Genomic DNA, 24,820 nt, shown 5'->3' on the forward strand with positions numbered 1-24,820 from the left:
GGACCTCCGTGAAGCCGCGGCTGCGGGGTTGGCTGCATGCCGGCACATTTCCTGTGGCCGTGGCTGTTGGGGCGCTGTTGACGGTGCTGTCCCCGGGCGCTGGTCCCCGGCTCGCGTTGGCGCTGTTCACGGTGTCGTCGGCGTTGTTGTTCGGCGTCAGCGCCCTGTATCACCGCGGTCGCTGGACCGGGCGGGCCTACAGCGTGTTGAAGCGGCTGGACCACGCCAACATCTTCTTGATCATCGCCGGCACCTACACGCCGTTCTGCGTGCTCGCATTGCCGCCGGGCCAGGCGCGGGGCTTGCTGTGGATCGTCTGGGGCGGCGCGCTGGCGGGTGTGGCCTTCCGGGTGCTGTGGGTGGGCGCGCCCCGTTGGCTGTACGTGCCGGTGTACGTCGCCCTGGGATGGGTTGCGGTGATGTACCTGCCCGGATTCCGGCAGACCGGCGGCGCGCCGGTGGTCACGTTCCTCATCCTCGGTGGCGTGCTCTACACTCTCGGCGCCGTGGTCTACGGCGTCAGACGGCCCGATCCCAACCCGCGTTGGTTCGGCTTTCACGAGGTCTTCCACGCCCTTACCGTCGCGGCCTTCATCGCTCATTGCATCGGCATCTCCATCGCCCTGCGTGGCGCCGTCGCCTGAGCGCCCGATTGCGGAGCCGGCCAGGTCATTGTGGGTTGGCCACGATCGGTGGGCGTACTTATTGCCGTAGTTCACCCCTTATCGGCAGGCCTTGAGGAGATCTTGTGCCCGTTGTCGCGCTGACGTTTCTGGCCGAAGCCGCTGCCACCTCCATGCCATGCTGGTCGCCTGCCGATCGGAGCGCGGAGATGATGAACCGTCTGCGGCACCCGTTCCGGACTCAGCCGGATGACGACCACCACGACACCATGCCGGACACGGCTTGACAGCCAGGTCAACGGCGCCGCTCACGGCAGCACCGGCGCCGCCCGCGAGACGATCATGACGTCCGGTCGGGGTCACGGTACGGCGCACACGGCGGTGATCATCGAGTCGGACGACGACCTGCTCACCGTGCTCGTACCGGAGCTGCTGCGCTCGGCCGGCCGCTACGGCGAGATTCTGCTCGTCGTCGGCTGAGGACACCCGTACGGTGCTGGCGGAGCACCTCGGCGAACTCGGCAGCGTACTGGGCTGGGGGTGACCCTTCGGCGTTCCACCAGCGGCTCGGATTCGCCTACGAAGGCTTCCGCCGGCTGTTCTCGACGGGGTCCGCGCCACCCTGGGCGCGATATATCTCTCGTTGGAGTGAACGCGCCCAACGACGGGAAGCTGCCGCAGCCCGTACGCGCTCTTGCGACCCGCGCAAAAGGAGACGGCCTTTGTGCCAGCAAGTGAACGTCTCTACCAATTGCCAGGGGTAAGCTCCCAAACATTCTATCTAATCATAGATCGCGAACCGACAAAGCCCAGGACCGCGGTGTCAGGCCGGTACATCGGAAGACAAGATTCGAGGTATCAGAAGACAACAAAACGATGCACACCCCTTGGCACGCCATGACTTGCACCGAATTCGTCATTGTCGACACCGGCGCCTTCACCGCAGAGCAGCTCGCAGCCGTGAGCGCTCGCATGTGCGGCCACCCGCTGGCTTGGGACGGTCGAACAAGTAGGCCGGCGCCGGTGCGCCTTGCCTTTCAGGCGATTCAAGACCATCCGCAGCGAACGAGAGGTCAGCAACGGCCTGGCATGCGGATCGGCGAGAGGGGATTCCGCGGCAACAGTGTGCGGATTGCCCGTCTGTAGTCTCAGCGTACGGCCGATCTGACAGAAGTCGAGAGGCGAAAGGCCAGGTCAGATATGATGTGAGAGAGCAATCAGGCGCTGCCTCCATGGACCCCTTTACTCGGCTGAGTATACTTTTCAGTGACCTGGTAAAACGTTTGTTAGCACGTCGCTGGGCCCTCGAAATGCTGGGGGTCAAGGGGTCGCAGGTTCAAATCCTGTCAGCCCGACGTTGTGAAAGGCCAGCTCAGCTGGCCTTTTTCATTTGCCAGCGTAACTGTATTTCGATCATCGCGACACGCATTTTTGCACGAACGCGCGTACGGTTTACGCATCTGTCGTTGATCGGCTCTTCCTTTTCCGCTTGTGGTGCGGTGCTGCTTCGGGTCCTGCTTTCCTGGGGCGGGGCGCTGAGCTGGGGATACGTGACTCTGGGTGGTTGGCTCGGGTTCCGAAGGTGGCCGTGGTTATCGAGGACGCTGCTGTCTACTGTGGATGATCGTGACACTTGGAAGACACGGACGCTCGTACGGTGATCTTGGGTGGTGAGCCGGTCGGGCCGGTGATTCCATGATCGCGCTTGGTGGCCGGATGTAAAAGTTGACGGTGGTTGTCCCGGGTTGTCGGTGGTTGTCCCGTCGGTCGGCTGGTGTGCTGGGGTAGGCGCCGGTCGGCCGGTGTGGTCGTGGGTTGGGATCGATGTTCTGCCCGATAGGGGAGTGGGCGAGTCGCTTCGAGCCCTTGGTCTCGTAGGTGTTTGCGTCGGTGCCGAGCGTGCGCGGACGGCGTTGGGGTGGGCGGGTTGCCGGGGTGGGCTCCTGCGCGGCCGGCTTGTTGCCGCTGTCGTCGACGTGGCGGCGATGAGCGTGGACCGCTGACCCGCGGTCCTCACGCTTCGTGCAACGGTGGCTGCTCGAGCGGCATGATCGACGCACGGATCTGCCGATGAGAGTGCGCCGAGGTCGATGTCGGTGTCAGCGCTGAACGCGCCGGTCGTAGTCGCGCTGGCGGGCCTGGATCTCGGTCGCGTTGGCGACTGTCCAGTCGTAGAGGTGGCCGAACGGCTCGCGCAGGGACTCGCCCAGCGCGGTCAGCGAGTATTCGACGCCGACCGGCGACATCGGCAACACACGGCGCTCGATCATCCCGTTGCGCTCGAGACGGCGCAGGGTCTGCGTCAGGACGCGCTGGGTCACACCCTCGAGGCGGCGCTTGATCTCGTTGAACCGGCGTGGCTCGGTCAGGACCGCCATGACCATCATCGACCACTTGTCGGCGATCTGATCGAGGATGGGCCGGCTCGAACAGTCGGACCGGAACCCAAGGTCATGCTCGGCAATGGCTCGATAAACGGGCTCAGAAGTGGCCACGACGGTATCCTCCATGATCCCTGGGATGCCTAAAGTGCGTCATTGACCCAGCTCAGAGCAGGTTTCACAGTAGGTATACATCAGGAACCAAGATCCTGGCGAATACCACGGAGGAACTATGGATCACGACGCGTACCAGACCTTGCGGGTCAGCCAGAAGGACGGAGTCGCCCGCGCCACGATCGACAACCCACCGATCAACGTCCTCAGCGTCGCCGTCATGACCGAGCTGCGGCACTTACTCACCACGCTGGCCGGCGACGGCGCCGTACGCGTGATCGTGTTCGATAGCGCCGACCCGGACTTCTTCCTTGCCCACGTCGATATGACCGCCACCCCCGAAGCCCTCGCGGGCCTGATGGCGGACCTGCCGGACGGCGTCAATGTCTTCCAGGCCCTCGGAGAGCAATTGCGCCACCAGCCGCAGGTGACCATCGTCAAGCTCGCCGGCAAGGCCCGCGGCGGCGGAGCCGAGTTCGTCGCCGCCGCGGACCTGGCGTTCGCCGCGATCGGCCGGGCTGGGCTCGGCCAGATCGAAGCTCTTATGGGCATCGTCCCCGGCGGCGGTGCCACGCAGTACCTCACTGAGCGCATCGGCCGCAACCGTGCTCTGGAGGTCGTGCTCGGCGCCGAGCTGTTCGATGCCGAGACCGCCGAGCGGTACGGCTGGGTCAACCGCGCCGTCCCCGCCAGCGAGCTGGACGAGTTCGTCGACCGCCTCGCCGGCAACATCGCCGCGCTGCCCGACGGCGTCGTCGCGGCGGCCAAACACGCCATCGTCCCGAGCGAGCACGTCGAAGGCCTGGCCCGGGAGAACGACGCGTGGGCCGGACTCGTCTTCCGCCCCGGCACAGCGCAGCTCATGGGCGCGGGGCTGGCAAATGGCGCGCAGACCCGTGACGGCGAACAGGACCTCGAAGGTCTGTTCCGTGGCCTCGCCGCGTAGGGAAAGCTGTCGCGGCCGCGCTCTCGCCGTCGCTACGTCGGAGGATCGAGAAGTGAACCCCAAAGCCTCCAGGCGCAGCGGAACGGTGACTATCGGACTCGTCAACCGCTTGATCACGTGAGCACATCTGCCGCGTCGAGGGCGTTGGCGCTCTTGCCGGCGGCGACGCACCGTGAGTCATGGCTACCTCTTCTATCTCCCAACGGCTTGCTGTGGCCGGCGACGAGCGCATGGCTGCACGCAGCCACGGCCGCGTACCTGGGCCGGTACCGCGGTGAGTCCCGAGTGCACACCGGCTCCGACCTCAGAACTTTCCTGACCTGGTGTTCAGAGCACGACCTCGATCCGCTGAACCTCGGCCGGACCGAGATCGAGCGCTACATCCGCTGGTTGCAGGAGGTCCGCCGCTACCAGCCCTCGACGGTAGTGGCCCATCCCGCTGACTGCCGAGCGGCCGCCCGGCGCGCCTCAACCACAGTCGCCAGAGTGCGATCGGGCGTGATCGGCACCCGGACATAGCCGAGATCAGTGCCTCGTGTGTCCCTCGAGGCGCTCAACCCGGATGTGCAAGCTCAAAGACCTGGAGGGCGTCGAAAGCCGCGGACCCGATCTCGAAGGCCTGGCAGTGAACGTGCTCCTGGGTGACAAGGTAGCCCTGCACGAAACATTCGGGAAACAACAGCAAATCGACCTGCGTGGCAGCAGCCCGTTCAGCGAAGCGCTGCACCACCTTCACCGCAGCGTCCACATCGCCGAGGATCTCCGGTGTCTGGCAAACCCCGATCCGCACCACCCGATGCTATGGGGAACTGCTTAACCCCCTCCTGCGCCCAGCGGCTCCCGGTGAAGGACACGCATTCTCACCTGCGGGCGTACGCGACCGCGGGCCGGGGGGTGGGCAGCGTGGGCTGGCCTGCGGAGGTAGCCGAGGGCGTCGAGGTCCCCGGCTCTGGGCGGCGTTACTTTCCGTTCCGGTCTCCTTGACGGAAGTCGGTGATCAGGCGGGCCACCAATGGCCGCAACGCGGCTGACCTCGCGCGCCGCCAGGAGGAGATCCTGAGGTTGAAGGTGTCCGGGACTGTGGCGGCGCGGATGCACCACATCCCGGCTAATCCCACAACGAAGCGCGACGCCTCGGGCGGCAGCGTCCGCAGCAGCTGATAAGCCCGGTCCGTAGCTACTCGCGGCCCGCCGACGTGTCCGGTGGCGACCACGTCGGCGGCCAGCTGGGCAAGGTCGATCCACGCGGCGCCGGCCGCAGCGTAGGCCCAATCGACTAAAACCGCCGAGCCTTTGCCGGCGTCGACTGTCGTGTTGTCCAGACGCAGGTCCCGGTGAACCAACGCGTCACCGGCTGTCCAGTTCTCCCACCCGGCCACCACGTCGGCCGCCGGCCCTACGTAGGCCGCCTCCCAGTCGTCGTTCGCGCCGGTCTCGGCCGAGCGGGCCCAGCCGTCGAAGTCGAAGATGCGCTGCGCGACGGGCGGCAGGCTGCCGGGTGCCCGGTGCCAGCTCGCCGTCCGGCATGCGTGCGCCACAGCCTCGATCGAAGCGTCGGTCCAGGCCGTTGCGGTCGCGCCGGCGGCCCAGGTAGTGGCCAGGGCAGCCCACGGCCCGTACTCGACGGCGGCGAGGCGCCGCGGCGCCGGCACCGACCTCGGCAGGACATCGAGAATCGCGGCCTCCTGCAGGATCATCTTGTGGTTGTGCGCCCGGACCTCAGCCGACGCCGCCTTGACGAAAACCTGTCGTCCGTCGGCCAGCCACAGGCCCGCGGCCGGACCAGGCGACATACCACCGTGCAGATCGCTATGACGGACAATCGCGGCGCCGAGCGCCTCAGCGACGGCCGCACGCACAGGCTCCGGCGTGTCGGCCCACCCGGCCCGAGGAGTGAACGTCACGCCGCATCGTATGCCGGGCCCGCACCGGGGACTGGACACGAACCGCGTGGCACGACCGTGAGCGATTCCAAGATCAGGCTTGGTGCGCCAGCCATCCGGCCCGGTGCTCCTTGACGACTAACGGCGCGGATCTGCCGACGTGAGTTTACGTGACTCGGGTGAAGTTGGCGCTTCTCGGCCGAATTCATCGGGCCGTGGGAATCGCAGTAGTCATCGCGCATAGCCGCACTCGTCGTGGACCCAATGGTCGAGGTAGGAAGACCTCCGTTCAGGTAAATGCACGACCTCCAGCCACTCGGCTGACGCCCGCTTCATCTGTCGGACCGCGAGCACATCCTGCTCCGGTGATCCCGTCCCAGGAGCGTCCATCGCGTCAGTCAGTTCCCCCCAGATCAACGCCAGAGCACCAGAAACCTCGGACAGCTCGTCGACATCGCAGCTTACGGACAAGCCTGCAGCCGCGAGACCCGCGAAGTACGTACCCGCCTCATAGGTCTGGTCGTTGCCCTCAGCGTCAAGAACTCGGCGGGCCTGGTCTACGGTTGCTGCCAGGAAGCCGGGGAACCCAGTTTCCTGGCGCCAGTCCCATTCTAGTTTCACGCCCACAAATTACCGCTCTGCAATCGGTGACAACCCCGGCGGCGAACTAGCATGCCGCGAGTCGTGCGCGCTGACCCATGTCCTCGTCATCGGTTAGGTCGGTCAAGCGCTGGTCAGAAGATGAGCGGTGGGCGAGTAGTCAATCTTCCAGTCCGCGTAGACGCCGAGTGTGCCGTCAACGAGGCAACGCAGCCCGACACTGATCCACCGGACTTCCCGGTCTGCCGCACGCGCGAAGCCGAGCGCAACCGCGAACGTGTCGGCGCCGCACGGGCACTCACACGGCCCAAGTTCTGCCTCGTCGGCGTATGCAGCGCTGTCCGCCAGGTACACGCCGGCGCCGCAGGCGACGCACACGCGCTCGGCGCAGCCTTCTTCGTCGTCGATCGCAACGCGAAAAGACCGCCCCGAACAAACAGCGCACACCGATTCAACGACCTCCTCGACGGCATGACCGCCGGCTCGGAACCTTCGCAGGTAGTCCGTCATGTCCTCGCCGCGCCAGTGCTGGCCAGAGGTGTCGATCGCCACCGCCGCATCCTCGTGCTGTAGCGGCCGATCAGCAACCTCAGCACGAGCATCCTCTTCTGCCGCCGTCCGCGGGCAGCAACCAGTACTGGTGGTGACCCGGCCTCGACGGGCTGAGTGCCGGACGAGCGAGAGCGGTGCGTGGCTTATCGGTTGTGCGCCGACTCAGCCAGAAGTATCCCGGCCCTGCACCTGCACCCAGCGGCTCATGTAGTGGTCGACCACTTCTCGCACCTGGCGGCGGACGTCTGTGTAGCTCATGTCGCCCATGCCCTCCGCCTCGAGTACCGCGTCGGTAAAGGCGTCCACACCCTCTGGAGGCGACTCGAGAAGACGGCGGCTGTCCTCGGGCGAAAGGCAGAACCCCAGCCGAATACATAGCTCGTTGAGCAGACGTTGAACGTCGGAATCCAGGTCGTCGCGATAGCCCACAAGGCGAGCATGCCTGGAGATCCGCGCAGAATCGGCCCAGTTGACGCCAACTCGCGAGCGCTCTTTATGCCGGGCGGACGGTGCGTCTTAAAGCAACGCCTTCATCTGCCGCGTTCATGCGCGGCTCCAGCGGTCGCAGGCATCGATGGAACGGTCAGCCGGCGTCGCGCCTGTTGGCGTCACGTGAAGTTCGTGCTGGTGCGGAACCTCTGGTGTTAGCTTCTGGTTGTGGCTGTAGTCGGATATGTCCGCGATGACGAGTACTGGCCGGAGTTCAGCACAGTGGTCGTCCGTGATGGCGTGATGGCTGGCGACGACGAGTACGTGTGCCCGCCGAAAGCATTGGACGAGGGCGGTCTGCGCATCGGGTTCGGCACGATCGGCCGTGCCGGGGCCGGCTGGATGCAGCTCGTGTGCACCTCAGGGCCCCAGCGCGTGATCTTGGAGGTGCACGATCAGCGGCCTCCGCCGGTCGGCGCAGAATGGGCGGAGGCTTTCGAGACCCCGTACCGGTCGGGATCAGCATCGGTGGGTTTGACACACATGACCGACGGTTGGGCACAGCAGGCGGTGTCGTTGCCGAGCGGGGAGAAATATCGGGTGCAGGTGAGCCACCGTTGGCTCCAGGCCGGCGGAGGCGAGTGGCGGCTGCGGTGGTGGCCGCAGCATCGTGAACGGCCGCCGCGCTGGCTGCGCCGGGCAAACACCGCCGAGCGCAACCTCAAACCTTCACAACTCGCGGCGGACGCCTTCGCCGTGGCGGCCTGGTCTCCGGCGCACGAGATCGCCTGCACAGTCGATCAGCTAGCGCAGCGGCTGCTGGCCGCGCCTGATCAAACTGCGGAGGCAATCACCCATGCCGCCGATCGTGAATGGTTGACCTTCGACGAAGCCCTCCCCGCCGGCAGCACCATCGTATTGCGCGTCCCCGACGGTGCCGAGGTTGCCGACCCGGACGCGCTGCTGCGTCGACGGTTGAAGCGTGCAGGGTGCGGCCCGGGCACTACTGTTTCGCCTGTCGATCCTGGCCCACCTGATCGGCGAAATTTGATCGGCGGACTCAGCTACCTCATGCCGTCTCAAGACTCCCAGAACGAAACCCCTCCTCAGTCACCGGACGAATACTGATTCCCACATTGGTGCACATTTCGCGGTTCGGCGCCACGAGATGCTGACGCACTGATCTGCCGCAGTCCGCTCCTGCGTCCGGCAAACCCTCTGGCCCAGCCATCCTGCTGAGTGCAGACTTGGCGCGTGCCAACGCTGCCGCCCATCCGACGGGTCCGGTTCGACATTCGCCCGTGGGGCGACAACGCCGACCCCGCCCGCGAGCTACTTCCGTTCGTCGACAACGTCAGCCTGGTCGAGCTGGTGTCGGGCTATGAACACGCAGCCGGCTTCGATGTTCCAGGCGCGTACGCCGGGCTGGTGCTCGACCACTTCAACTTCGGTGATCTGATCGCCTACCTCACCGCCCGGCCGGACGCCGCGTATTCGACGGGCAGAGGTGTGATCGCTCTGCTCGGTTGTGACTGCGGCGAAGTGGGTTGCTGGCCGTTGGAGTCGCAGGTGCTCATCGAGGACGACTTCGTCACCTGGCGCGGTTTCGGGCAGCCGTTCCGTCCTCGACGCGATTATGGACGCTTCGGCCCCTTCACTTTCCGTAAGGATCAATACGAAAGCGCGGCCCGTGAGGCGGCTGGGGCAGTACCTGAATCCTGCTCTTGAGTCGCTCGGTCGGCTACTCGCGGAGACCGGACCCCAACGCACTGTCATGCCGCGATCCGCGCGCTGCAGCGGATGGTCGAAGGTGCTCAGCGCGCGTCGTCGAACTTCGGACTCGGCTCTAAGCAGGGCCGCTCAAGCGAGGTATTCATGATCGTCCTTGTGTCCAAGATCGATGAGTCGTAGTCTTCCCTCGCCGTAACGGCATTCACGGGGGTCTGTATGGCTGGTCTTGTCGCGTCCCATGCTGTCCACATTCGGCGGAGTTCTGCGCTCGTGGCCGTCGTCGCCGCGGTAGCGGCGGTGACCGTTCACGCATCACCAGCCGGCGCCTCACCGCGTCCGGTCGGCGTCGCTGGTTCCGCGCGACAGCCTCTTGCATCAGCGGATCCTGCCGCGGACGCCTCCCAGCGCGCGGCCGCGACCGGCCAGCGGGTCGAGGTCGTCGAAGCGAGGGACGAGTACTCGCAGACGTTCGCGAATCCGGACGGCTCCTTCGTCCTTCAGGAATCGACTGCTCCGCAACGGGCGCGCGCGGCGGATGGGAGCTGGTCCGACCCGGATCCCACGCTGGTGCCTCATCCCGACGGCTCGGTAGGGCCACGTGCGGCTGTCACCGGCCTTGCGTTCGCCGGCAAGGGTGACGGTTCCGGCCTGATCCGGCTTTCTCGCGCCGGTCAGGCCGTCACGGTGGATTGGCCGGGGAGCCTACCTACGCCGCAGATCATCGACGACACGGCGGTCTATCCCGAGGTTCTGCCCGGTGTGGACCTTCGACTCACGGCGACCGTCGAGGGGTACCGGCAGGTCCTGGTCGTCAAAACCCCGACCGCGGCTGACAACCTTGAGCGGTCCCCGGTGCGGTTCACGATGCACGGAACCGGGGTCCGGGTCGTGTCTGGGCCCGGCGGCGGAGTACGCGCCGTCGACGCCGACGGCAATGCCACCTTCAGCGGACCTGCCGGGTTGATGTGGGACTCGACCGGCGATAACGAGACCCCGGCGACCGGCAAGAAGACCGCGAAGGTTGCGGCGGGCGACGGGACCGAGCCCGCGCAAGAAGTTGGTCCCGACTCGGTCGACGGCCCGGATCTGGACGACAAGTCCGCCGAGTTGCCCGTAAGGATCAGCGACGGATCCGTGTCCGTCGTACCGGATGCGAGTCTCCTGCAGGCCGCGAGCTACCCGGTCTACATCGACCCGCCGGTCGGGCTGAGCGCCTCGAAGCGGACCGTCGTGACGTCCAACGGCCACCACTATTGGCAGTTCGACAACGACTACGATGAGGACAACCACCGTGACCGTGGTCGCGGCGTGGGCCGTTGCAGTTCCCAGGTGACCAACGGCGTCGGCATCATGTGTGCCTCCCCGGCGTTCACCAGCCGGATGTTCTTCTCGTTCAGCCGGTCGAAGCTGGCCGGGAAGATCGTGCAGGACGCGACCTTCCGGCTGACGGAGACGTGGTCGTTCACCTGCACGCCGTCGTGGGTGAATCTGTATCGCACGTCCGGGGACATCTCCGAGGCCACCCGCTGGCCGGGTCCGTCGACCGTCGATCTGCTCGGCGATCGGAAGGTGTCGCACGGGCGTGGTTCGGCGTGTGATCCTGACCAGCCGGCTGCGGCGGTGGAGTTCAACGACAACCCGGACGAGAGCAACGAGAACCTGACGTCCACGGTCGCGAACCTGGCCAAGGGCACGTGGTCCACGTTGACGGTCATGCTGCGTGCCAATGACGAGTCGGATCCGAACAGCTGGAAGCGGTTCAAGAACGACGCGACTCTGCAGGTGACGTACTTCCCGGCCCCGGGCGTACCGACTGGCGTCGGCGTGCAGGCCACCAACGACCCCAAGTCGGTCACCTGCCGCGACTCCGCACATGCCGTGACGGTTGCCGACCCTACGCCGCCGGTGAGCGCGACGGTGCAGACGTCGGTCCAGCCGACAAGTAGCGAGAGCAAGGGTTCCCTGCGCGCCGGCTTCGAGGTGCAGGCGTACGACACCACGAAAAAGTCCTGGGGCAAGGTCTGGGGCCAGGACGTGCCGGGTAGCGGCTACGCCGTCGACGGTACGAAGGAATCTCCGCAGACCAGCACCTTGGCCGATGGCAAGAGCTACCGCTTGCACGCGCAGACCGTGTCGCACGGCAGCTACGGCGGGAAGACTCAGGATCCGCGATCGGCGTTCTCCGGCTGGTGCTACTTCACCGTCAACTCCAAGGCCCCCAAGGCGCCGGTCATCGTGCCGGACGCGCACGGGCCCTACACCGAGTGCACCGCGAACGCCTGCGCGCCCGGCGGCGGTCCCGGTGTCAAGGGCGCGTTCACGTTCCAGCCGGACCCGGCCGACAAGGACGTCACCGGGTACCGCTGGACGCTGACCGGCGGCAAACCGCACGACGTCACCGGAGCCGCCGTCACCGTCAGTGACGTCACCCCGCCGATTGCCGGCACTTTGCTGCTCACCGTGGAGGCCAAGGACCTCCCCGATCGGTACGGGCCGCCGAAGGTCTTCTCGTTCAAGGTCGAAACTCCCAGCGGCCCGGTGGGCCGCTGGCAGTTCGGCGAGACATCGGGTACGAGCGCAGCCGACACCGCCGCCGACGGCATCCGGCACCCGCTGACACTGGCCACGGGAAGCTCCTTCGACACGCGGGCGCGCCGCGGGGACACCGTCGGCGACCATGCCCTGGCAGTGGACGGCAAGACCGGGTATGCGGCCACGAGCCAGCCGGTCGTCAATACCGCGACGTCGTTCACGATCGCCGGGTGGGCGTACCTGACTGACACAGGCCGGGCGCAGAGCATCGCGAGCCAGACGGACGGCGCCGGTACGGGCTTCAACCTGGGCTACCAGCCGGCGACCGGCTGGGTCTTCGACTGGCACCGCGCCCCCGCCGGGCAGACCGCCAAGATCGCGCGTTCCGTCGCTCAGGTCACGGCCACCCCGGCGAAGGTGTGGACCCACATCGCCGGCAGCTACGACGCGACCGCCAAGACGGTGCAGCTCTTCGTCAACGGCCGGCCCCAAGGCACCCCCGTGCCGGTGGCCGCCGACCTGACACCGATCCTGACCTCCGGGGGACTGCAGATCGGCCGGGGCGGCGACACCGCCGCGCCGGGGGAGTACACCGGCGGGCTGATCGACGAAGTCGAAGTCTGGAACCGGGCGCTGGCCGCGGACGAGATCCGCCTCGACGCCCAGCTCGTCGGCCCGGACGGTACTTCCGCGACCGTGCTGGCCGGCGCCTGGCTGGCAGATCAAGGCTCAGGCACCTCGATCGCGGACACCTCCGGATACTCCAGGTCCGCGATGACCCTCAACGCCGGCGCTGCGCTCAGCGAGGAAGGCGTCGTTGTGCTCGACGGCACCGCCGGCTACGCGGGCGCTGCCGGGCCGGTCGTCGACGAGAGCGCCTCCTTCACCGTCACCGCCCGCGTACGCCTTGACGCCGCCGCCATCGCGCAGAAGCCGGCCGGATACCTCGCCCAGATCGCCGGGCAGCAGAGCTCCGGCGAGAGTTCGTGGGGGCTCTGGTACCGGCTCGACTCCGTGGCCGCCGGCGTACCCCAGGGCCGCTGGTTCTTCGGACGCACCGCCATCGACGGCTCGTCGCGTGTGATCGGCAGCGGCGAGGCGCACAGCGCCGACACCGTCGACCTGAGCGCCGACCCGGTCGTGCAGGTGACGGGCGTCTACGACGCCCTGGACGACAGCCTGCACCTGTACGTGGGCGAGCAGGAGGAGATCGCCGACGACTTGCCGCCGACCTTCCCGTACGTCCAGCGCGGATCCGGCGAGCTGTCCATCGGCCGCGGCCGAGCCGGCGGGACCTGGGGCCGATACCTGCCCGGCCAGGTCGGCGAGGTCCGCATGTGGGCCGGCGCGATGACCCGCAAACAAATCATCACGCAGATCCTCGACATCTGCACGACCGACTGCGACACCGAGTGACCACCGCTGCCAGACGACACGACGGGGGAGAAATGAACGGGTGGAACGCCGGCCGCGGTACACGGCGCAAGATGTACGCGGCGGCGACCGCATGGCTTCTGACGGTCACGTTCGTCGGGCAGCCGACGGCGGCGCTGGCCGCGGCCGGGCTCGGGACTCCGCCACTGCCTAAGCCCCACGCTGACAAAGTCGTACCGGTCAAGCCCACCGCCGAAGGGCGGCGGGCGCTGGCACGGGCGTCCACCGCGCACGCGGCCACCGATGCAGCGGCGCAGCGGGCGCGGCTGGACCAGGCCCGTCCCGCCGTGTGGCCGACGGCTGCCACCGCGACCTTGACCATCTCAGGGACCGGCACGGCCACGGCCACGCCCGGCTCGCTTCCCGTGACGGCCGCCCATGAGCCGACAGGGGAGCGATCCGCCGCAGTCGACGTGAGGGTGCGGACCTTCAGCCGCGCCCAGGCCCGCCGAGCTGGTGTGGACGGCGTTCTGCTGTCCGTCGCCTCCGAGGGCGGCACCGCTGCGAATATGACGGTGGGCGTCGGATACGCCGGCTTCGCCGGCGCCTACGGCGGTGACTTCGGCGGCCGCCTCACAGTGAGCCACCTGCCGGTCTGCGCGCTCACCAGCCCTGAGCGAGCCGCCTGCCGCACTCGCACGCCGGTGCCGTTCCACAACCGGCGTACCGAGCAGCGCGTCGATGCCAAGCTGACCCTTCCCGCCGCCAAAACCCAACCCATGCTGTTGGCTCTGACCGCGGGCACCAAGTCGGGCGCAGGAAGCTTCAGCGCCACACCACTGTCCGCGTCGTCAACGTGGCAGGCCGGCAGCTCGTCCGGCTCCTTCGCCTGGAGCTATCCGCTGAAGGCCCCGCCGACGGCGGCCGGACCGATGCCGGATCTGACAATCTCCTACGACTCCGGCCGAGTCGACGGGCAGACCGCATCGTCGAACAATCAGGGCACGACCGTCGGCACCGGTTTCGACATCACCTCCTCGTACATCGAGCGGTCCTACAACTCGTGCGACGACGATGGGCACAAGGACAAACACGACCTGTGCTGGAAGTACGACAACGCCAGCCTCGTCCTCAACGGCAAGGCCAGTGAACTGGTCATGGACGACCCGAAAGGTGACCGGCACCCCGGGGACGGCAAGCCGGAGACGTGGCGGCTCAAGGACGACGACGGCACCAAGGTCGAGCACCTCAGTGGCGCGGACAACGGCGCCCACGCCGGGGAGTATTGGAAGGTCACCACCGGCGAAGGCGACCAGTACGTGTTCGGCCTTGACCGCCTGCCGGGCGCCGACAAGGACACCCGTACCCACTCGGTCTGGACCGTACCGGTGTTCGGCGACGACGCCGACGAACCCTGCCACGGCGACACCTTCGACACCTCCGACTGCGTGCAGGCATGGCGGTGGAACCTCGACTACGTCACCGACACCCACCACAACGCGTTGACGTACTGGTACACCGCCGAGCACAACAACTACGCCAAGAACGGCAAGGACAAGCCCGGCACGAACTACGTCCGCGGTGGCTACCTCGACCGCATCGAGTACGGCCAGCGCGACGGGCACCTGTTCGACAGCGGGACGCACCCCACTGACAAGGTCGTCCTCCAAACCGCCGAACGGTGCCTGCAGAACTGCGACGGTCTCACCTACGAGACCAAGGCCAACTGGCCCGATGTGCCCTTCGACGCCATCTGCGCTGACGACGAGTCCTGCATCGGACGCGACGGGCCCACGTTCTTCACTCGTAAGCGGCTGACCGGCATCACCACATTCGCGTGGAAGGACGGAGCCTTCCAGCCCGTCGACTCGTGGGCGCTACGCCAACGCTTCCTCGACCCGGGCGACATCGGCGACTCCAGCGACCAAAGCCTCTGGCTGGACTCCATCACGCACACCGGTCACATCGGCGGCGACCTCAGCCTCGCCCCGGTCACCTTCACCCACACCTGGCGAACCAACCGGGTGGACAAAACCGACGACATCCTGCCGCTGAACAAGCCACGGTTGAATGTGGTCACGTCGGAGACCGGCGCCGTCACCACCATCACATATTCCGACGCTCAGTGCGACGCCGACCCGAACCACCGCCGGATGCCAGCCGCCGAGGACGACAACGACATGCGGTGTTTCCCGGTGCGCTGGCGACCCAACGGCGGTGACGGCGACCGCCAGCTGGACTGGTTCCACAAGTATGTCGTCACCGATGTGCAGACGACCGATCCCATCGGCGGATCGCGGCCGCTGCTCTATCACTACGACTACAGCAGCCCGGCCTGGCACTACACCGAGGACCCCATGTCCTCGCCAAGCGAGCGCACCTGGTCTCAGTGGCGCGGCTTCGCCAAGGTCAGCACGATCACTGGCGACCCGACGGAGTTGACCCCGTCGAAGACCACCACGATCTACCTGCAGGGCATGAACCGCGACCGCCGTGCTGATGGCAGCAAGCGCTCGGTCACTGCCTCCGGCATAACGGCCGCACCGATCGCCGACGACGACGCCTTGTCCGGTTTCGCCCGTGAGAGCGTCACCTACAACGGTGTGGGCGGCCCCGAGGTATCCGGTGTGGTGTCCGACCCGTGGAGAAAGCAGACGGCGGAACGGCACTACTCGTGGGTTGACGTCTCAGCCGGATACACCCGCACCGCAGCTACCCACTCCCGTGTCCGCGTCACCAGCGGCGCAGCGCCGACAACCCGCCACCGCACGGTGACGACGACCTACGACGACTACGGCCTGCCGTCCGCCGTCGAAGATCAGGGTGACGAGGCGGTCACCGGCGACGAGACCTGCGCCCGCACCTGGTACGCCCGCAACCCCGCGGCCGGGCTCACCTCATTGGTGTCGCGCACCCAGACGCTCGCCACGGTGTGCACCAAGGTCGACGCGGCCAAGCTGCCCGCAGACAGCACCACCTCAGGCGACGTCATCTCCGACACCGCGTTCGCCTACGACACCACCGCGTACAGCGACCAGCAGGTACCCACTCGAGGGGAGCCGCGATGGGCGGGCCGTGCCGGCGGCTATCGAGCCGACCGTAGCCCGGTCTGGCAGACGGTGAACACCACGGTCTACGACGACCTCGGCCGGATCACCAGCCGCACCGACGCGCTGCAGCACACCAGTACGACCAGCTACGAACCCGCCGACCATGGCCCCCTGACGCAGACCACCGCGACAGACCCCAAGGGCTACAGCGTGGTCACCGACATCGACCCGGCGCTGGGCCTTCCCACCACCATCACCGATCCGAACTCCCGGATCACCACGCTGACCTACGACAGCTTCGGCCGGTTGACCAAGGTCTTCCTGCCCAACATCGCGCATCCCGCCGGGACATCGCCGAACATTGTGTACGGCTACCACCTGTCGTCCACCGACGCTTCGTACGTCTCCACAGCGACCCTGCGCGGTAACAGCACCAGTAAGTACAACACCACCTATCAGCTGTACGACTCGCTGTTGCGGCCCCGCCAGGTGCAGAGCCCTTCGCCGCTGGGCGGCCGGCTGCTGAACGAGACGTTCTACGACAGCCGCGGGCAGAAAAGCACCACGTACGCCGACATCTACGACGACAAGAACGAACCCGACGGGCAGCTGTACGGCACCCTCAACGCCCAGGCCCCCGCGGAAACTCAGTTCACCTACGACGGCGCGGGCCGCGTCGCCACCAGTACCTTCCTGAGCTACGGCGCCAAGCGCTGGTCGACCACTGCTTCGTACACCGGCGACTCAGCCGCGACGACGGCCGTCACGGGCGACTCGGCATCGCGGGAGTTCACCGACGTGTTCGGCCGGGTGACCGAACGCCGTACCTACGCAGGATCCAGCCCGGACGGGGCCACGTACACCTCGACCTCGTTCACCTTCACGCCGTCCGGACAGCCGAAGACCATCACCGGACCCGACAAGGCGTCGTGGTCATACGGCTACGACCTCTTCGGCCGCAAGACGTACGAGAAAGACCCGGACAAGGGCGAAACCACCACCGGCTACACCACGCTCGACCAAGTCGAGTGGACGAAGGACGCCAACCAGAAGAAACTGATCTATGAGTACGACGAGCTCGGCCGTCGCGCACACGAGTGGGCCGGAAGCAAGAGCGACGCCACCCTGCAGGCGACCTGGGGCTACGACAACGTCTTCAAAGGTGTGCAGGACAGCTCCACCCGCTATGTCGGCGGGCTGACGGGCAAGGCGTACACCAAGCGAACCTCCAAGTTCGATGACCTGTACCGCGGCACCGCCAGTGAACTGCAGCTGCCGGCCGACGACCCGCTGGTGACCGCCGGGGTCCCCGCGACCCTCAAGTTCTCCAACTCCTACAACGTCGACGGAACCCCGCAGTACACCGACGAACCGGCCGTCGCGGGCCTGCCGCACGAACCTGTCAGCTTCGGCTACAACGCGCTCGGCATGCCCACCACGATGGCCGGTGACACCGGGTACCTGCTGAGTACGGCGTACGACCAGCTGGGGCAACTGCAACAGCAGGTCATGGGCACGTCCAAAACCAACCCGAAGCAAGTCACACTCACCAGCACGTACGAACCCGGCACCCACCGACTCAAGACCGCCGGCATCACCGACACCAGCCACAACTACAAACTGCAGGACCTCACGTACGGCTACGACGACGCGGGGAACGTCACCTCCATAACCGATGCCAGCACTCTGGGTGGCTCGGGGCAGGCGGACAACCAGTGTTTCGCCTACGACGGCTACCGGCGCCTGACGGAGGCATGGACACCCAAGACCGCGGACTGCGCCCCCAGCGGTCGAGTCGCTACCAATCTCGGCGGGGCGGCACCGTACTGGAGCAGCTACTGGTACAACGATGCCGGTCTTCGAAAGACCGAGACGCAACACGCCGTAGGCGGCGACACGTTGATCAGCTATACCTACGCCGAGAACGGCGCGCCGCCACATGCCCTCAGCAGCACGAGTACGGCCAAGAGTGGAACCACGGCGGTTCGCCGCAGCTACGGCTACGACGCAGCCGGCAACACCATCGACCGTCCCGGCACCACGGCTCAGCAAACGTTGACCTGGGACGGTGAGGGCAAGCTCCAGACGCTCACCGAGTCGACGACCAAGACCGGATATCTCTACGACGCCGACGGCGGCCTGCTGATTCGCCGTGCCACCAGTGGCTCCGGCGATACCGTGCTCTACCTCGGAGCCACCGAGGTGCACCTCAACGCGACGACGAAGAAGCTCTCCGGCAGCCGTTACTACAGCGTCGGTAACCGTACGGTGGCTGTGCGGACCGCTACCGCCGGTGTCACCGGCAGCAAGCTCAACTTCCTCGCCGGAGACAACCACGGCACGGCCAGCCTCGCTATCGAGGGCTCCATCGTCAACGGGACGCCCGTCGCGCAGACCTACACCAAGCGGTACACCACCCCCTTCGGCGCTCCTCGCGGCACCAAACCCGCGAATTGGCCGGACGACAAGGGCTTCCTGGGCAAGACTGCCGATACAACGACGGGTCTCACTCACATAGGGGCACGCGAATACGACCCGTCCATCGGCCGCTTCATCTCCGTGGACCCTGTCCTGAACAGCAGTGACGAACAGTCCCTCAACGGCTACACGTACGCCGGCAACAACCCGACCACCCTCAGCGACCCGACTGGCTTGGACGACTGCCGTACCGGTGGTCAAGGCTGCGTGGACCCAGACGGCGACGGTGTCTACAAGCCGCCGACCGGCGGTGGCAGCAAGCCCACCAAAGGCGGCGGCAGCACGCCCTCGAAGGGCAACGGCTCAGGCACAAAGAAGGACTGGAGCCCCGACCACAATGCCGCTGTCGCCACGGCTGTGGAGTGGATCAAGGCGACCCACCCCGAGCTAGAAGTGCATTTCGAGTATCCGGTGGTCGGCGGTTCTAAGCAGAAGAAGAACGGGGTCCGCACCGGGAACGACGGAGCCGTCGACATCATCGCCTTCGACCACAAGAACAAGCGCCTCTTCGTGTGGGAAGTCAAGATCGGTCGGGACAACCAGACCGCCCGAGGCTTCGGCCGCACCGAGGAAAGAGGCCCAGGCGAGCTGGACGACTACATGGCGGACCTCAGAAAAAACAATCCCGAGGTCAAGGGATACGACATGGAAAAGGGCTTCGCTATTCCCCGGCTCTACCGCGATCCGGCACCCAGTGACCCCAAGAGCACCCTTGTCGTGGAATCAGCGGTTCTATCGGGTAGACCCGCACCAGAGTTCGACGGGATCATCCGCTACTGGACCCGGCGGCGCCAAGACGAGAAACAGAACACCTCGCAGAGCACAGCCGGCGAGACGCGTGGGCAGGAACGCGGTAAGGACGACGGCAAACACGATGGCTCCTGGGGCTGGCTCAAGCCCGTCGGTGGCGGTGCCCTGCTCGCCGGCGGCGTGCTCCTGTTGACCGCCACGGTCGTCGAAGACGTCGCCACCGGCGGGGCGGGAGTCGCGGACGATGTCGTCAGCGTGCCGGCCGGCATCGAGATGGTGGAGGAGGGCGCTGCCCTGGTGGCGGCGGGTGGCTAGCGTGTCGGACCCCGGTGCATGCGCCGTACTCTGACAGACCGGAATGGCAAGGAACAGTAGGAGTTCGCATGACAAGCTTCGGGCTCAACCTCGAGCTGGATCTTGATGACGCATCGCTGAGTGATGCGGGCGCCGTCGCCTTCGAGTGGTTCGAGGAAGCTTCCCGGGTGGCGCTGGGCGATGCGCGAGCGGCGATGGACGACGGCGCCCCGGTGCCGTTGTCGCCGCCCTTCGTCGACCCGGCGTCCTGGAATCCTGCCGGTGTCGCGGTGACGCTGTCCGGCTCGGTAGAGGTTTCGGGTCGGCGAGCCAAACAGTACGGGCCCAAGGCCATGACGTGGCTGCGGGAGCAACTCGACGGCGGCCCGGAGCGAGCAGGGATGCATTTCTGGCTTTCCGCCGGCCTTGGTCCTAATTCGCGGCAGAGCTGGTGGCCGTCCCTGTTCGTCCACCGGCCGGAGGAATCGCCGGGATGGCAGAGGATCGGTGCATACGTCGCGGAACCGCTTTTCGTCGACCCTGCGTACGGCGTCGAGGTACAACGGTTGTGGCTGGGCTTGCTGCGATCGTTTGCCGACCGGTACAACCCCGCGTTCGGTCAGGTCGACTACGGCTTCGATACCACGGGCAGTACCGCGCTGGAGAAGGCGCTACACCCAGATCTGGACTTCGAGTACCGTGACCCGGAGCACACCATCGCGGAAAGCCGTCGGTGGCTGCGCGGCTATGCCTGGTTGACCATCGTCCCGGCGGAGCTCACCGACCGGCTCGGCGGCGCGGCCGCCCTCCGAGCCTCCGGTTCCTTCCACGAAGTTTCCGAATTGGAGCACGGCGGCCTCTGGCTACAGGCCACCGAAGACTACCGCCAATACGGGCCACAGCAGGTGGCACAGGTGTTCCGAGCCTTAGCGTCGGTTCTCAGACCCGGTCCGACGTGGCAGCGCGACCAAATTGCCGGAAAGCCCGTGCCACGGGTCGTGTACGAGGACGCCGCCGCCTACCAGACACACGAGAGCCCATAACGTCATGGGCGCATCGTCATGGTGGTACGTGGTGCCATTCGACAAAGACCTCGAGAATTGCCTGGAGTCCCTCCGGCGGCAGGTCTTCCGAGAACGCGATTACTATTTCGTGCCCGACGACGAAGATAAATGGCCGGCCACCATGGAGGAGCTCTACGCGAACGAGGACGTCCAAGAAGAAGGGACCCATTCGGTTCTCGACATCTTCCGCGTGATCGGCTCAAGCGACGTCGATGACCACGGGACCCTGCGTCCATTGCGATCCGACGAGCTTGAACGCCACTTCAGGTCTACAAGACCAGCTCGAGCAGACTTCGAAGCGGCATTGCGCAGGACCGGAGCGGACTATCTAACATTTGACGGTCGGCGATGGAGCGGCTACTGCGCGGCACTCTACGTACAAGGCCTGCCGACGGAGACTGCGATATGGGGCTATTCCGGCGACTGAGCCGCTGTATCCGCGGAATGATGAACGGCAGCGCAGTCACCCGTGGGCATCCCCGACACCCAGCCCTTGTCTCGTGGGTGTTCGCGTCGGTGCCGAGCGTGCGTGGACGGCGTTGGGGTGGGCGGGTTGCCGGTGGGCTCCAGCGCGGCCGGCTTGTTGCCGCTGTCGTCGACGTGGCGGCGATGAGCGACCCATGACCCGCGGTCCTCGCACTTCGTGCAACGGTGGCTGCTCGAGCGGCATGATCGACGCACGGATCTGCCGATGAGCGGATGTCGCGGAGGTCGTTGAATGACATGATCAACGGCTATGAGCAGCGGTGAAAATTCCATCCTCGGTGAGGCCCGTGAGCATCATCGGAAGCATGTGAACGCTGTGCTCCGGCGCCCCGGTATGTACGGCCGCGACGAGATGGCCGAGCAGCTACTCCTGGGTGCGATGGCTGCCGTCGACGGCAGCTCGACGCGATGGGCCGCAGAGCTCGCCGGGCTCCGCGAACGTCGCGCCTTCACCGCCATAGGAGTAAAGGGCGCTTACTGCAACGTGCTACCGGCAAACGGGTTACGTGAAGCCACGGCATCCGTCTACGCCAGCATTGCGCATCGATGCGGCTGGCTCGACCTAGATCGCACCTTGTCGGCGGCCGAATATCGACGGCTGGCCGCCGATATCGGCGACTGGGTCACAGAAGACCGGACGCTGTCCCAGGCCATAGACAGGTTCGGCGCACCGTCGCTGTGGATTGGCAGCACCAATCCTCTCTCGCCCAAAACGCTCGGCTACACCACAGCGAGTCCGGACGACGAACTGATCTGTCTTCATCTCTGGAACACGTTCGCAGACGCCGGCACCGATGAGCGACAGGGTGTACATCCAGAACCGGTCGTGTTCGCCGTGCGCCATCGACCGGGAGATTTCAGAAGTTCGTTCTCGTTCACCCCGGAAGGTTTGCGTCGCCGGCCCACCGCCGACCAGCAGAGTTCGCTGCGCCTGACCGTCTGGATCTTCCACGGTGAACAGGCCCGATACGCCTCCGCCGCCTTCGAAACAGAAGAGGCCGGGCTCGCCTGGGCGGCTGACCACGGCGTGACCGGCATCCTGGCCGAGTATCCCTACGGAGGTGCCTACGACGCCGCCGTCGCTGAAGGCCGCTTTACGCCGTCCAAGCCTCACCACGGCACCACAAACCACGTCGCCGCCTTTACTCCCGGCCTACGACACATCCACCTGGTAGACGGCCGGCGAGACTGATCAGCATCCCCTTCTGCCGCCGTCCGTGCGCGCTCATGGCAGACGCGCACGTCATGCACCGTAGGCCTACGCTCAACGCGCCGGTCCATCCCACCGGCGCCTTACCCCCTGCGGCATGACTACCTCGCCGACAGCGCTGGTACCGCTTGCTGGCAAGATCCGGGTTCGGAGGCCCGCACGAGGGGGTGTGTGATGGACGACGTCGGAGACGACGAAATCCTGCAGCAGTTGACAGCCGTCATCGCTTGGGAGATGGAGGCTCAGGCCGGCATTCAACGGCCCCTCAGTGAGATGCCGGAGCTGATTGCAGACTCCATTCTGGATCACTTCGAAGTCCGTCTAAGACCTGGCGTAACGTGACACGACGCATCGAAAGCGTGTACGCCGAACCGGGGTTTCGGGCGACTCCAAGAGCAACCGGGCCGGCGCACTGTTCTGCCGCCGTCCGTGCGCGCCGCAAGCAGAAGTCGGCCACGGAGGGTAACCGCCAGCTCGCGCCGCCTGGCCTGAACTGGCCCACGGACGCATATTCAGCATTGTTGTCCCTGCGACGGCTTACTCAATTGCCGCCGTCCGCGCGCTGACCGCGCTTAAGACAAGCCGCCGACCTCGGGCTGACTCATCGGAATCGAAGCGACACTCCACCCGGGTCTGCTGCGAGTGAGTGGAGGTCGACAGCGGGGACGTCGGGCCGGTCGCGCACGAGCCTGGCTCCTGGCGGTGCGGGCGAGGTACAGCAGGGGCTGGGTGCGGCCGTCGGTGACGGTGAGCACGCTCGGACGTCCCTCGCGCAGCCATAGGTAGCGCCTGACGAGCAGCCGGGCCACGACATCGGACGCTCACCGGGTGATGGGCACAGATCTGAAGGCTGATACCCCCTCGCCCGCGATTGGGCAGCCAAAACTGCCCTGACATCGGGCTTCCGCCGGAGGCTATGGGATGCCGACGGGCGGTAGTTGATACAACGCCACTTGCCGATCGACGGGCACTCACCCCGCCCACTCTGCGTAGGAACCCGCGCGGGTCTTGAGCCATCAGCCGAGTCAACGGTGCGTCGGCAACCGCACCCTCATGGCCGTAAATGCTCATGTTGCCGGAATCCGGGCCGATCGAGGAGCCGATACAACGCTGCCATACCCCCGACGAGGACTCCTATGACTTACATGCCACCCACCGTGGCGCCTGCTGGGTGGTACGCCGATCCGGACAACGCCGCGGCACAGCGGTGGTGGGACGGTACCCAGTGGACCTCGCACACGCAGCTCATCACGCCCCCTGTTCCGGGCTTCGCCGCTCCGGCGGACGCGCGACTCGCCCCGTCCGCGCCCTCCCCTTGGCCCATGACAGCCCACACGTACGGTCCCCAGCACGAGCCGCGCTTGGCGTATTCACCGTATGCCGGCCAAGCGGGCGGTCAGGCCGGGACCCAACGACCGCCCTGGCCGGTGATGGTGGCGGTGGCGGTGGTGGGCTTGTACGCCGTTTTGTCCTCCCTCCTGCGCCTGACTGCCAGCGGCTTCGGTGCGTACCAGGCAGGCGGGATGATCGGCTCGGTGCTGGTTGCCCTCGTGGCGTACCTGCTGTGGAAGGGACGACGTGGGGCGTGGATCGTGACTCTGGTTTTCGGGACGCTGGGGATCGTGGCCCGTTTGCTTATGGGCGACCCGCTGGGCGCCGCGTTGGCCGCAGCCGTGGTTCTGCTGCTCGTGACGCCGGAGTCTGCTCGGGCTTGGTTCCGCTCCTGAGAGCGCGCTGGCGCTTGAGCACGTTACGGCCCCTGGCATAGCTGGTCGAGCAGGTGCCACCACCCATACGTCAGAGAGGGCTACAGGAATCTGGGCTTAAGGCGGCGGCATACTTACGAGCCGCGTCGAGGGCGTTGGAGCTCTTGCTGGCGGTGACGCACCGTGAGCTATGGCTACCTCTTCTGTCTTTGATCCGCTTGCTGCCGCCACCGATGAGCGCGTGCTGCGCGCAGCGATGGCCGCGTACCTGGGCCGGTACCGGGGTGAGTCCCGGGTGCACACCGGCTCTGACCTGAAGGTGTTCCTGACCTGGTGTTCAGGTCAGGAAATTGATCCGCTGAACCTGGGCCGAGCCGAGGTCGAACGCTACGTGCGATGGTTGCAGGAGGTCCGCCGCTACCAGTCCTCGACGGTCTCCCGGCGGCTGTCGGTCGTGGTCGGCTTCTACCGGGTCTGCGTCATCGACCAGATCCTGGCCCACTGTCCGGTTCGCCGGCACCCGCGTGTACTCGCCGAACAGGTCGGGCCCGGCGAGCATGTCGCGACGGGCCGTGTACGGAAGATCGACCAGGTCGGTGTCGTCCAGGCGCAGCGAG

20 protein-coding genes are annotated in these 24,820 nt (G+C 66.4%); 14 read left to right on the forward strand and 6 right to left on the reverse strand.

What is annotated here, in order from left to right; translation table 11 throughout:
* Positions 1–8 precede the first annotated feature (8 nt).
* From trhA to IT780_RS43600, 3 genes are all read left to right on the forward strand, one after another.
* A complete protein-coding gene (gene trhA, locus IT780_RS40580) occupies positions 9–644 on the forward strand; it encodes a PAQR family membrane homeostasis protein TrhA (RefSeq protein ID WP_199517224.1) in 636 nt (211 codons plus the stop codon).
* A gap of 321 nt (positions 645–965) precedes the next feature.
* The gene (locus IT780_RS40585) at positions 966–1,103 is read left to right on the forward strand and encodes a hypothetical protein (RefSeq protein ID WP_199517226.1); all 138 of its coding nucleotides are present in this window, start codon (positions 966–968) and stop codon (positions 1,101–1,103) included.
* Between the two features lie 294 nt (positions 1,104–1,397).
* Positions 1,398–1,769, forward strand: a complete 372-nt coding sequence (locus IT780_RS43600; RefSeq protein WP_372443928.1) for an RNaseH domain-containing protein — start codon at positions 1,398–1,400, stop codon at positions 1,767–1,769.
* A gap of 953 nt (positions 1,770–2,722) precedes the next feature.
* Here the strand turns inward: IT780_RS43600 and IT780_RS40595 are convergent.
* Positions 2,723–3,133, reverse strand: a complete 411-nt coding sequence (locus IT780_RS40595; RefSeq protein ID WP_199517227.1) for a winged helix-turn-helix transcriptional regulator — start codon at positions 3,131–3,133, stop codon at positions 2,723–2,725.
* 103 nt (positions 3,134–3,236) lie between these two features.
* Here IT780_RS40595 and IT780_RS40600 point away from each other — a divergent pair, with 103 nt between their 5' ends.
* Positions 3,237–4,064: an enoyl-CoA hydratase/isomerase family protein gene (locus IT780_RS40600; protein WP_199517228.1), complete on the forward strand. Its 828-nt coding sequence runs from the start codon at positions 3,237–3,239 to the stop codon at positions 4,062–4,064.
* A gap of 553 nt (positions 4,065–4,617) precedes the next feature.
* Here the strand turns inward: IT780_RS40600 and IT780_RS40605 are convergent.
* The 5 genes from IT780_RS40605 to IT780_RS40625 all read right to left on the reverse strand — a co-directional run bounded on the left by IT780_RS40605 (position 4,618) and on the right by IT780_RS40625 (position 7,528).
* A complete protein-coding gene (locus IT780_RS40605; protein ID WP_199517229.1) occupies positions 4,618–4,854 on the reverse strand; it encodes a nitrilase-related carbon-nitrogen hydrolase in 237 nt (78 codons plus the stop codon).
* Between the two features lie 169 nt (positions 4,855–5,023).
* On the reverse strand, positions 5,024–5,968 hold the full coding sequence (locus IT780_RS40610; RefSeq protein ID WP_199517230.1) for a phosphotransferase: 945 nt from the start codon (positions 5,966–5,968) through the stop codon (positions 5,024–5,026).
* 210 nt (positions 5,969–6,178) lie between these two features.
* Positions 6,179–6,568: a hypothetical protein gene (locus IT780_RS40615; protein WP_199517231.1), complete on the reverse strand. Its 390-nt coding sequence runs from the start codon at positions 6,566–6,568 to the stop codon at positions 6,179–6,181.
* Between the two features lie 102 nt (positions 6,569–6,670).
* Positions 6,671–7,099, reverse strand: a complete 429-nt coding sequence (locus tag IT780_RS40620; protein ID WP_199517232.1) for a hypothetical protein — start codon at positions 7,097–7,099, stop codon at positions 6,671–6,673.
* Between the two features lie 162 nt (positions 7,100–7,261).
* Positions 7,262–7,528, reverse strand: a complete 267-nt coding sequence (locus IT780_RS40625; protein ID WP_199517233.1) for a hypothetical protein — start codon at positions 7,526–7,528, stop codon at positions 7,262–7,264.
* Between the two features lie 228 nt (positions 7,529–7,756).
* On the opposite strand from IT780_RS40625, the gene IT780_RS40630 reads away from it, so the two are divergent.
* The 10 genes from IT780_RS40630 to IT780_RS40675 form a co-directional block, all read left to right on the forward strand.
* Complete coding sequence (locus IT780_RS40630; RefSeq protein ID WP_199517234.1) at positions 7,757–8,656, forward strand: hypothetical protein; 900 nt, start codon at positions 7,757–7,759, stop codon at positions 8,654–8,656.
* A gap of 126 nt (positions 8,657–8,782) precedes the next feature.
* On the forward strand, positions 8,783–9,256 hold the full coding sequence (locus tag IT780_RS40635; RefSeq protein WP_307831664.1) for a hypothetical protein: 474 nt from the start codon (positions 8,783–8,785) through the stop codon (positions 9,254–9,256).
* Positions 9,257–10,018: 762 nt separating this feature from the next.
* On the forward strand, positions 10,019–13,207 hold the full coding sequence (locus tag IT780_RS40640) for a laminin G domain-containing protein (protein ID WP_199517236.1): 3,189 nt from the start codon (positions 10,019–10,021) through the stop codon (positions 13,205–13,207).
* 32 nt (positions 13,208–13,239) lie between these two features.
* Positions 13,240–19,758 (forward strand): RHS repeat domain-containing protein, encoded by a 6,519-nt coding sequence (locus IT780_RS40645; RefSeq protein WP_199517237.1) that lies wholly within the window; start codon positions 13,240–13,242, stop codon positions 19,756–19,758.
* A 68-nt stretch (positions 19,759–19,826) separates the two neighbouring features.
* Positions 19,827–20,780, forward strand: coding sequence for a hypothetical protein (locus tag IT780_RS40650; protein ID WP_199517238.1), 954 nt, complete (start codon positions 19,827–19,829; stop codon positions 20,778–20,780).
* Between the two features lie 28 nt (positions 20,781–20,808).
* Entirely contained in the window at positions 20,809–21,228 is a 420-nt protein-coding gene (locus IT780_RS40655; protein WP_199517239.1) for a hypothetical protein, read from the forward strand.
* A gap of 309 nt (positions 21,229–21,537) precedes the next feature.
* Positions 21,538–22,479 (forward strand): DUF7710 domain-containing protein, encoded by a 942-nt coding sequence (locus IT780_RS40660; protein WP_199517240.1) that lies wholly within the window; start codon positions 21,538–21,540, stop codon positions 22,477–22,479.
* Between the two features lie 192 nt (positions 22,480–22,671).
* Complete coding sequence (locus IT780_RS40665) at positions 22,672–22,839, forward strand: hypothetical protein (RefSeq protein ID WP_199517241.1); 168 nt, start codon at positions 22,672–22,674, stop codon at positions 22,837–22,839.
* Between the two features lie 803 nt (positions 22,840–23,642).
* A complete protein-coding gene (locus IT780_RS43645) occupies positions 23,643–24,224 on the forward strand; it encodes a DUF2510 domain-containing protein (protein WP_504739634.1) in 582 nt (193 codons plus the stop codon).
* 220 nt (positions 24,225–24,444) lie between these two features.
* Positions 24,445–24,820, forward strand: a 376-nt coding sequence (locus IT780_RS40675) for a phage integrase N-terminal SAM-like domain-containing protein (RefSeq protein ID WP_199517243.1), incomplete at its 3' end; no start/stop codon positions are given.

It is taken from the genome of Nucisporomicrobium flavum (genome assembly GCF_016464385.1).
GTDB lineage: Bacteria > Actinomycetota > Actinomycetes > Mycobacteriales > Micromonosporaceae > Actinoplanes > Actinoplanes flavus_A.

Coding starts and splice junctions, on each gene's coding strand:
- IT780_RS40585 (WP_199517226.1), top strand. CDS start 966: ATGACGTCCGGTCGGGGTCACGGTACGGCGCACACGGCGGTGATCATC.
- IT780_RS40595 (WP_199517227.1), bottom strand. CDS start 3,133: ATGGAGGATACCGTCGTGGCCACTTCTGAGCCCGTTTATCGAGCCATT.
- IT780_RS43645 (WP_504739634.1), top strand. CDS start 23,643: ATGCCACCCACCGTGGCGCCTGCTGGGTGGTACGCCGATCCGGACAAC.
- IT780_RS40665 (WP_199517241.1), top strand. CDS start 22,672: ATGGACGACGTCGGAGACGACGAAATCCTGCAGCAGTTGACAGCCGTC.
- IT780_RS40650 (WP_199517238.1), top strand. CDS start 19,827: ATGACAAGCTTCGGGCTCAACCTCGAGCTGGATCTTGATGACGCATCG.
- IT780_RS40600 (WP_199517228.1), top strand. CDS start 3,237: ATGGATCACGACGCGTACCAGACCTTGCGGGTCAGCCAGAAGGACGGA.
- IT780_RS40645 (WP_199517237.1), top strand. CDS start 13,240: ATGAACGGGTGGAACGCCGGCCGCGGTACACGGCGCAAGATGTACGCG.
- IT780_RS40660 (WP_199517240.1), top strand. CDS start 21,538: ATGAGCAGCGGTGAAAATTCCATCCTCGGTGAGGCCCGTGAGCATCAT.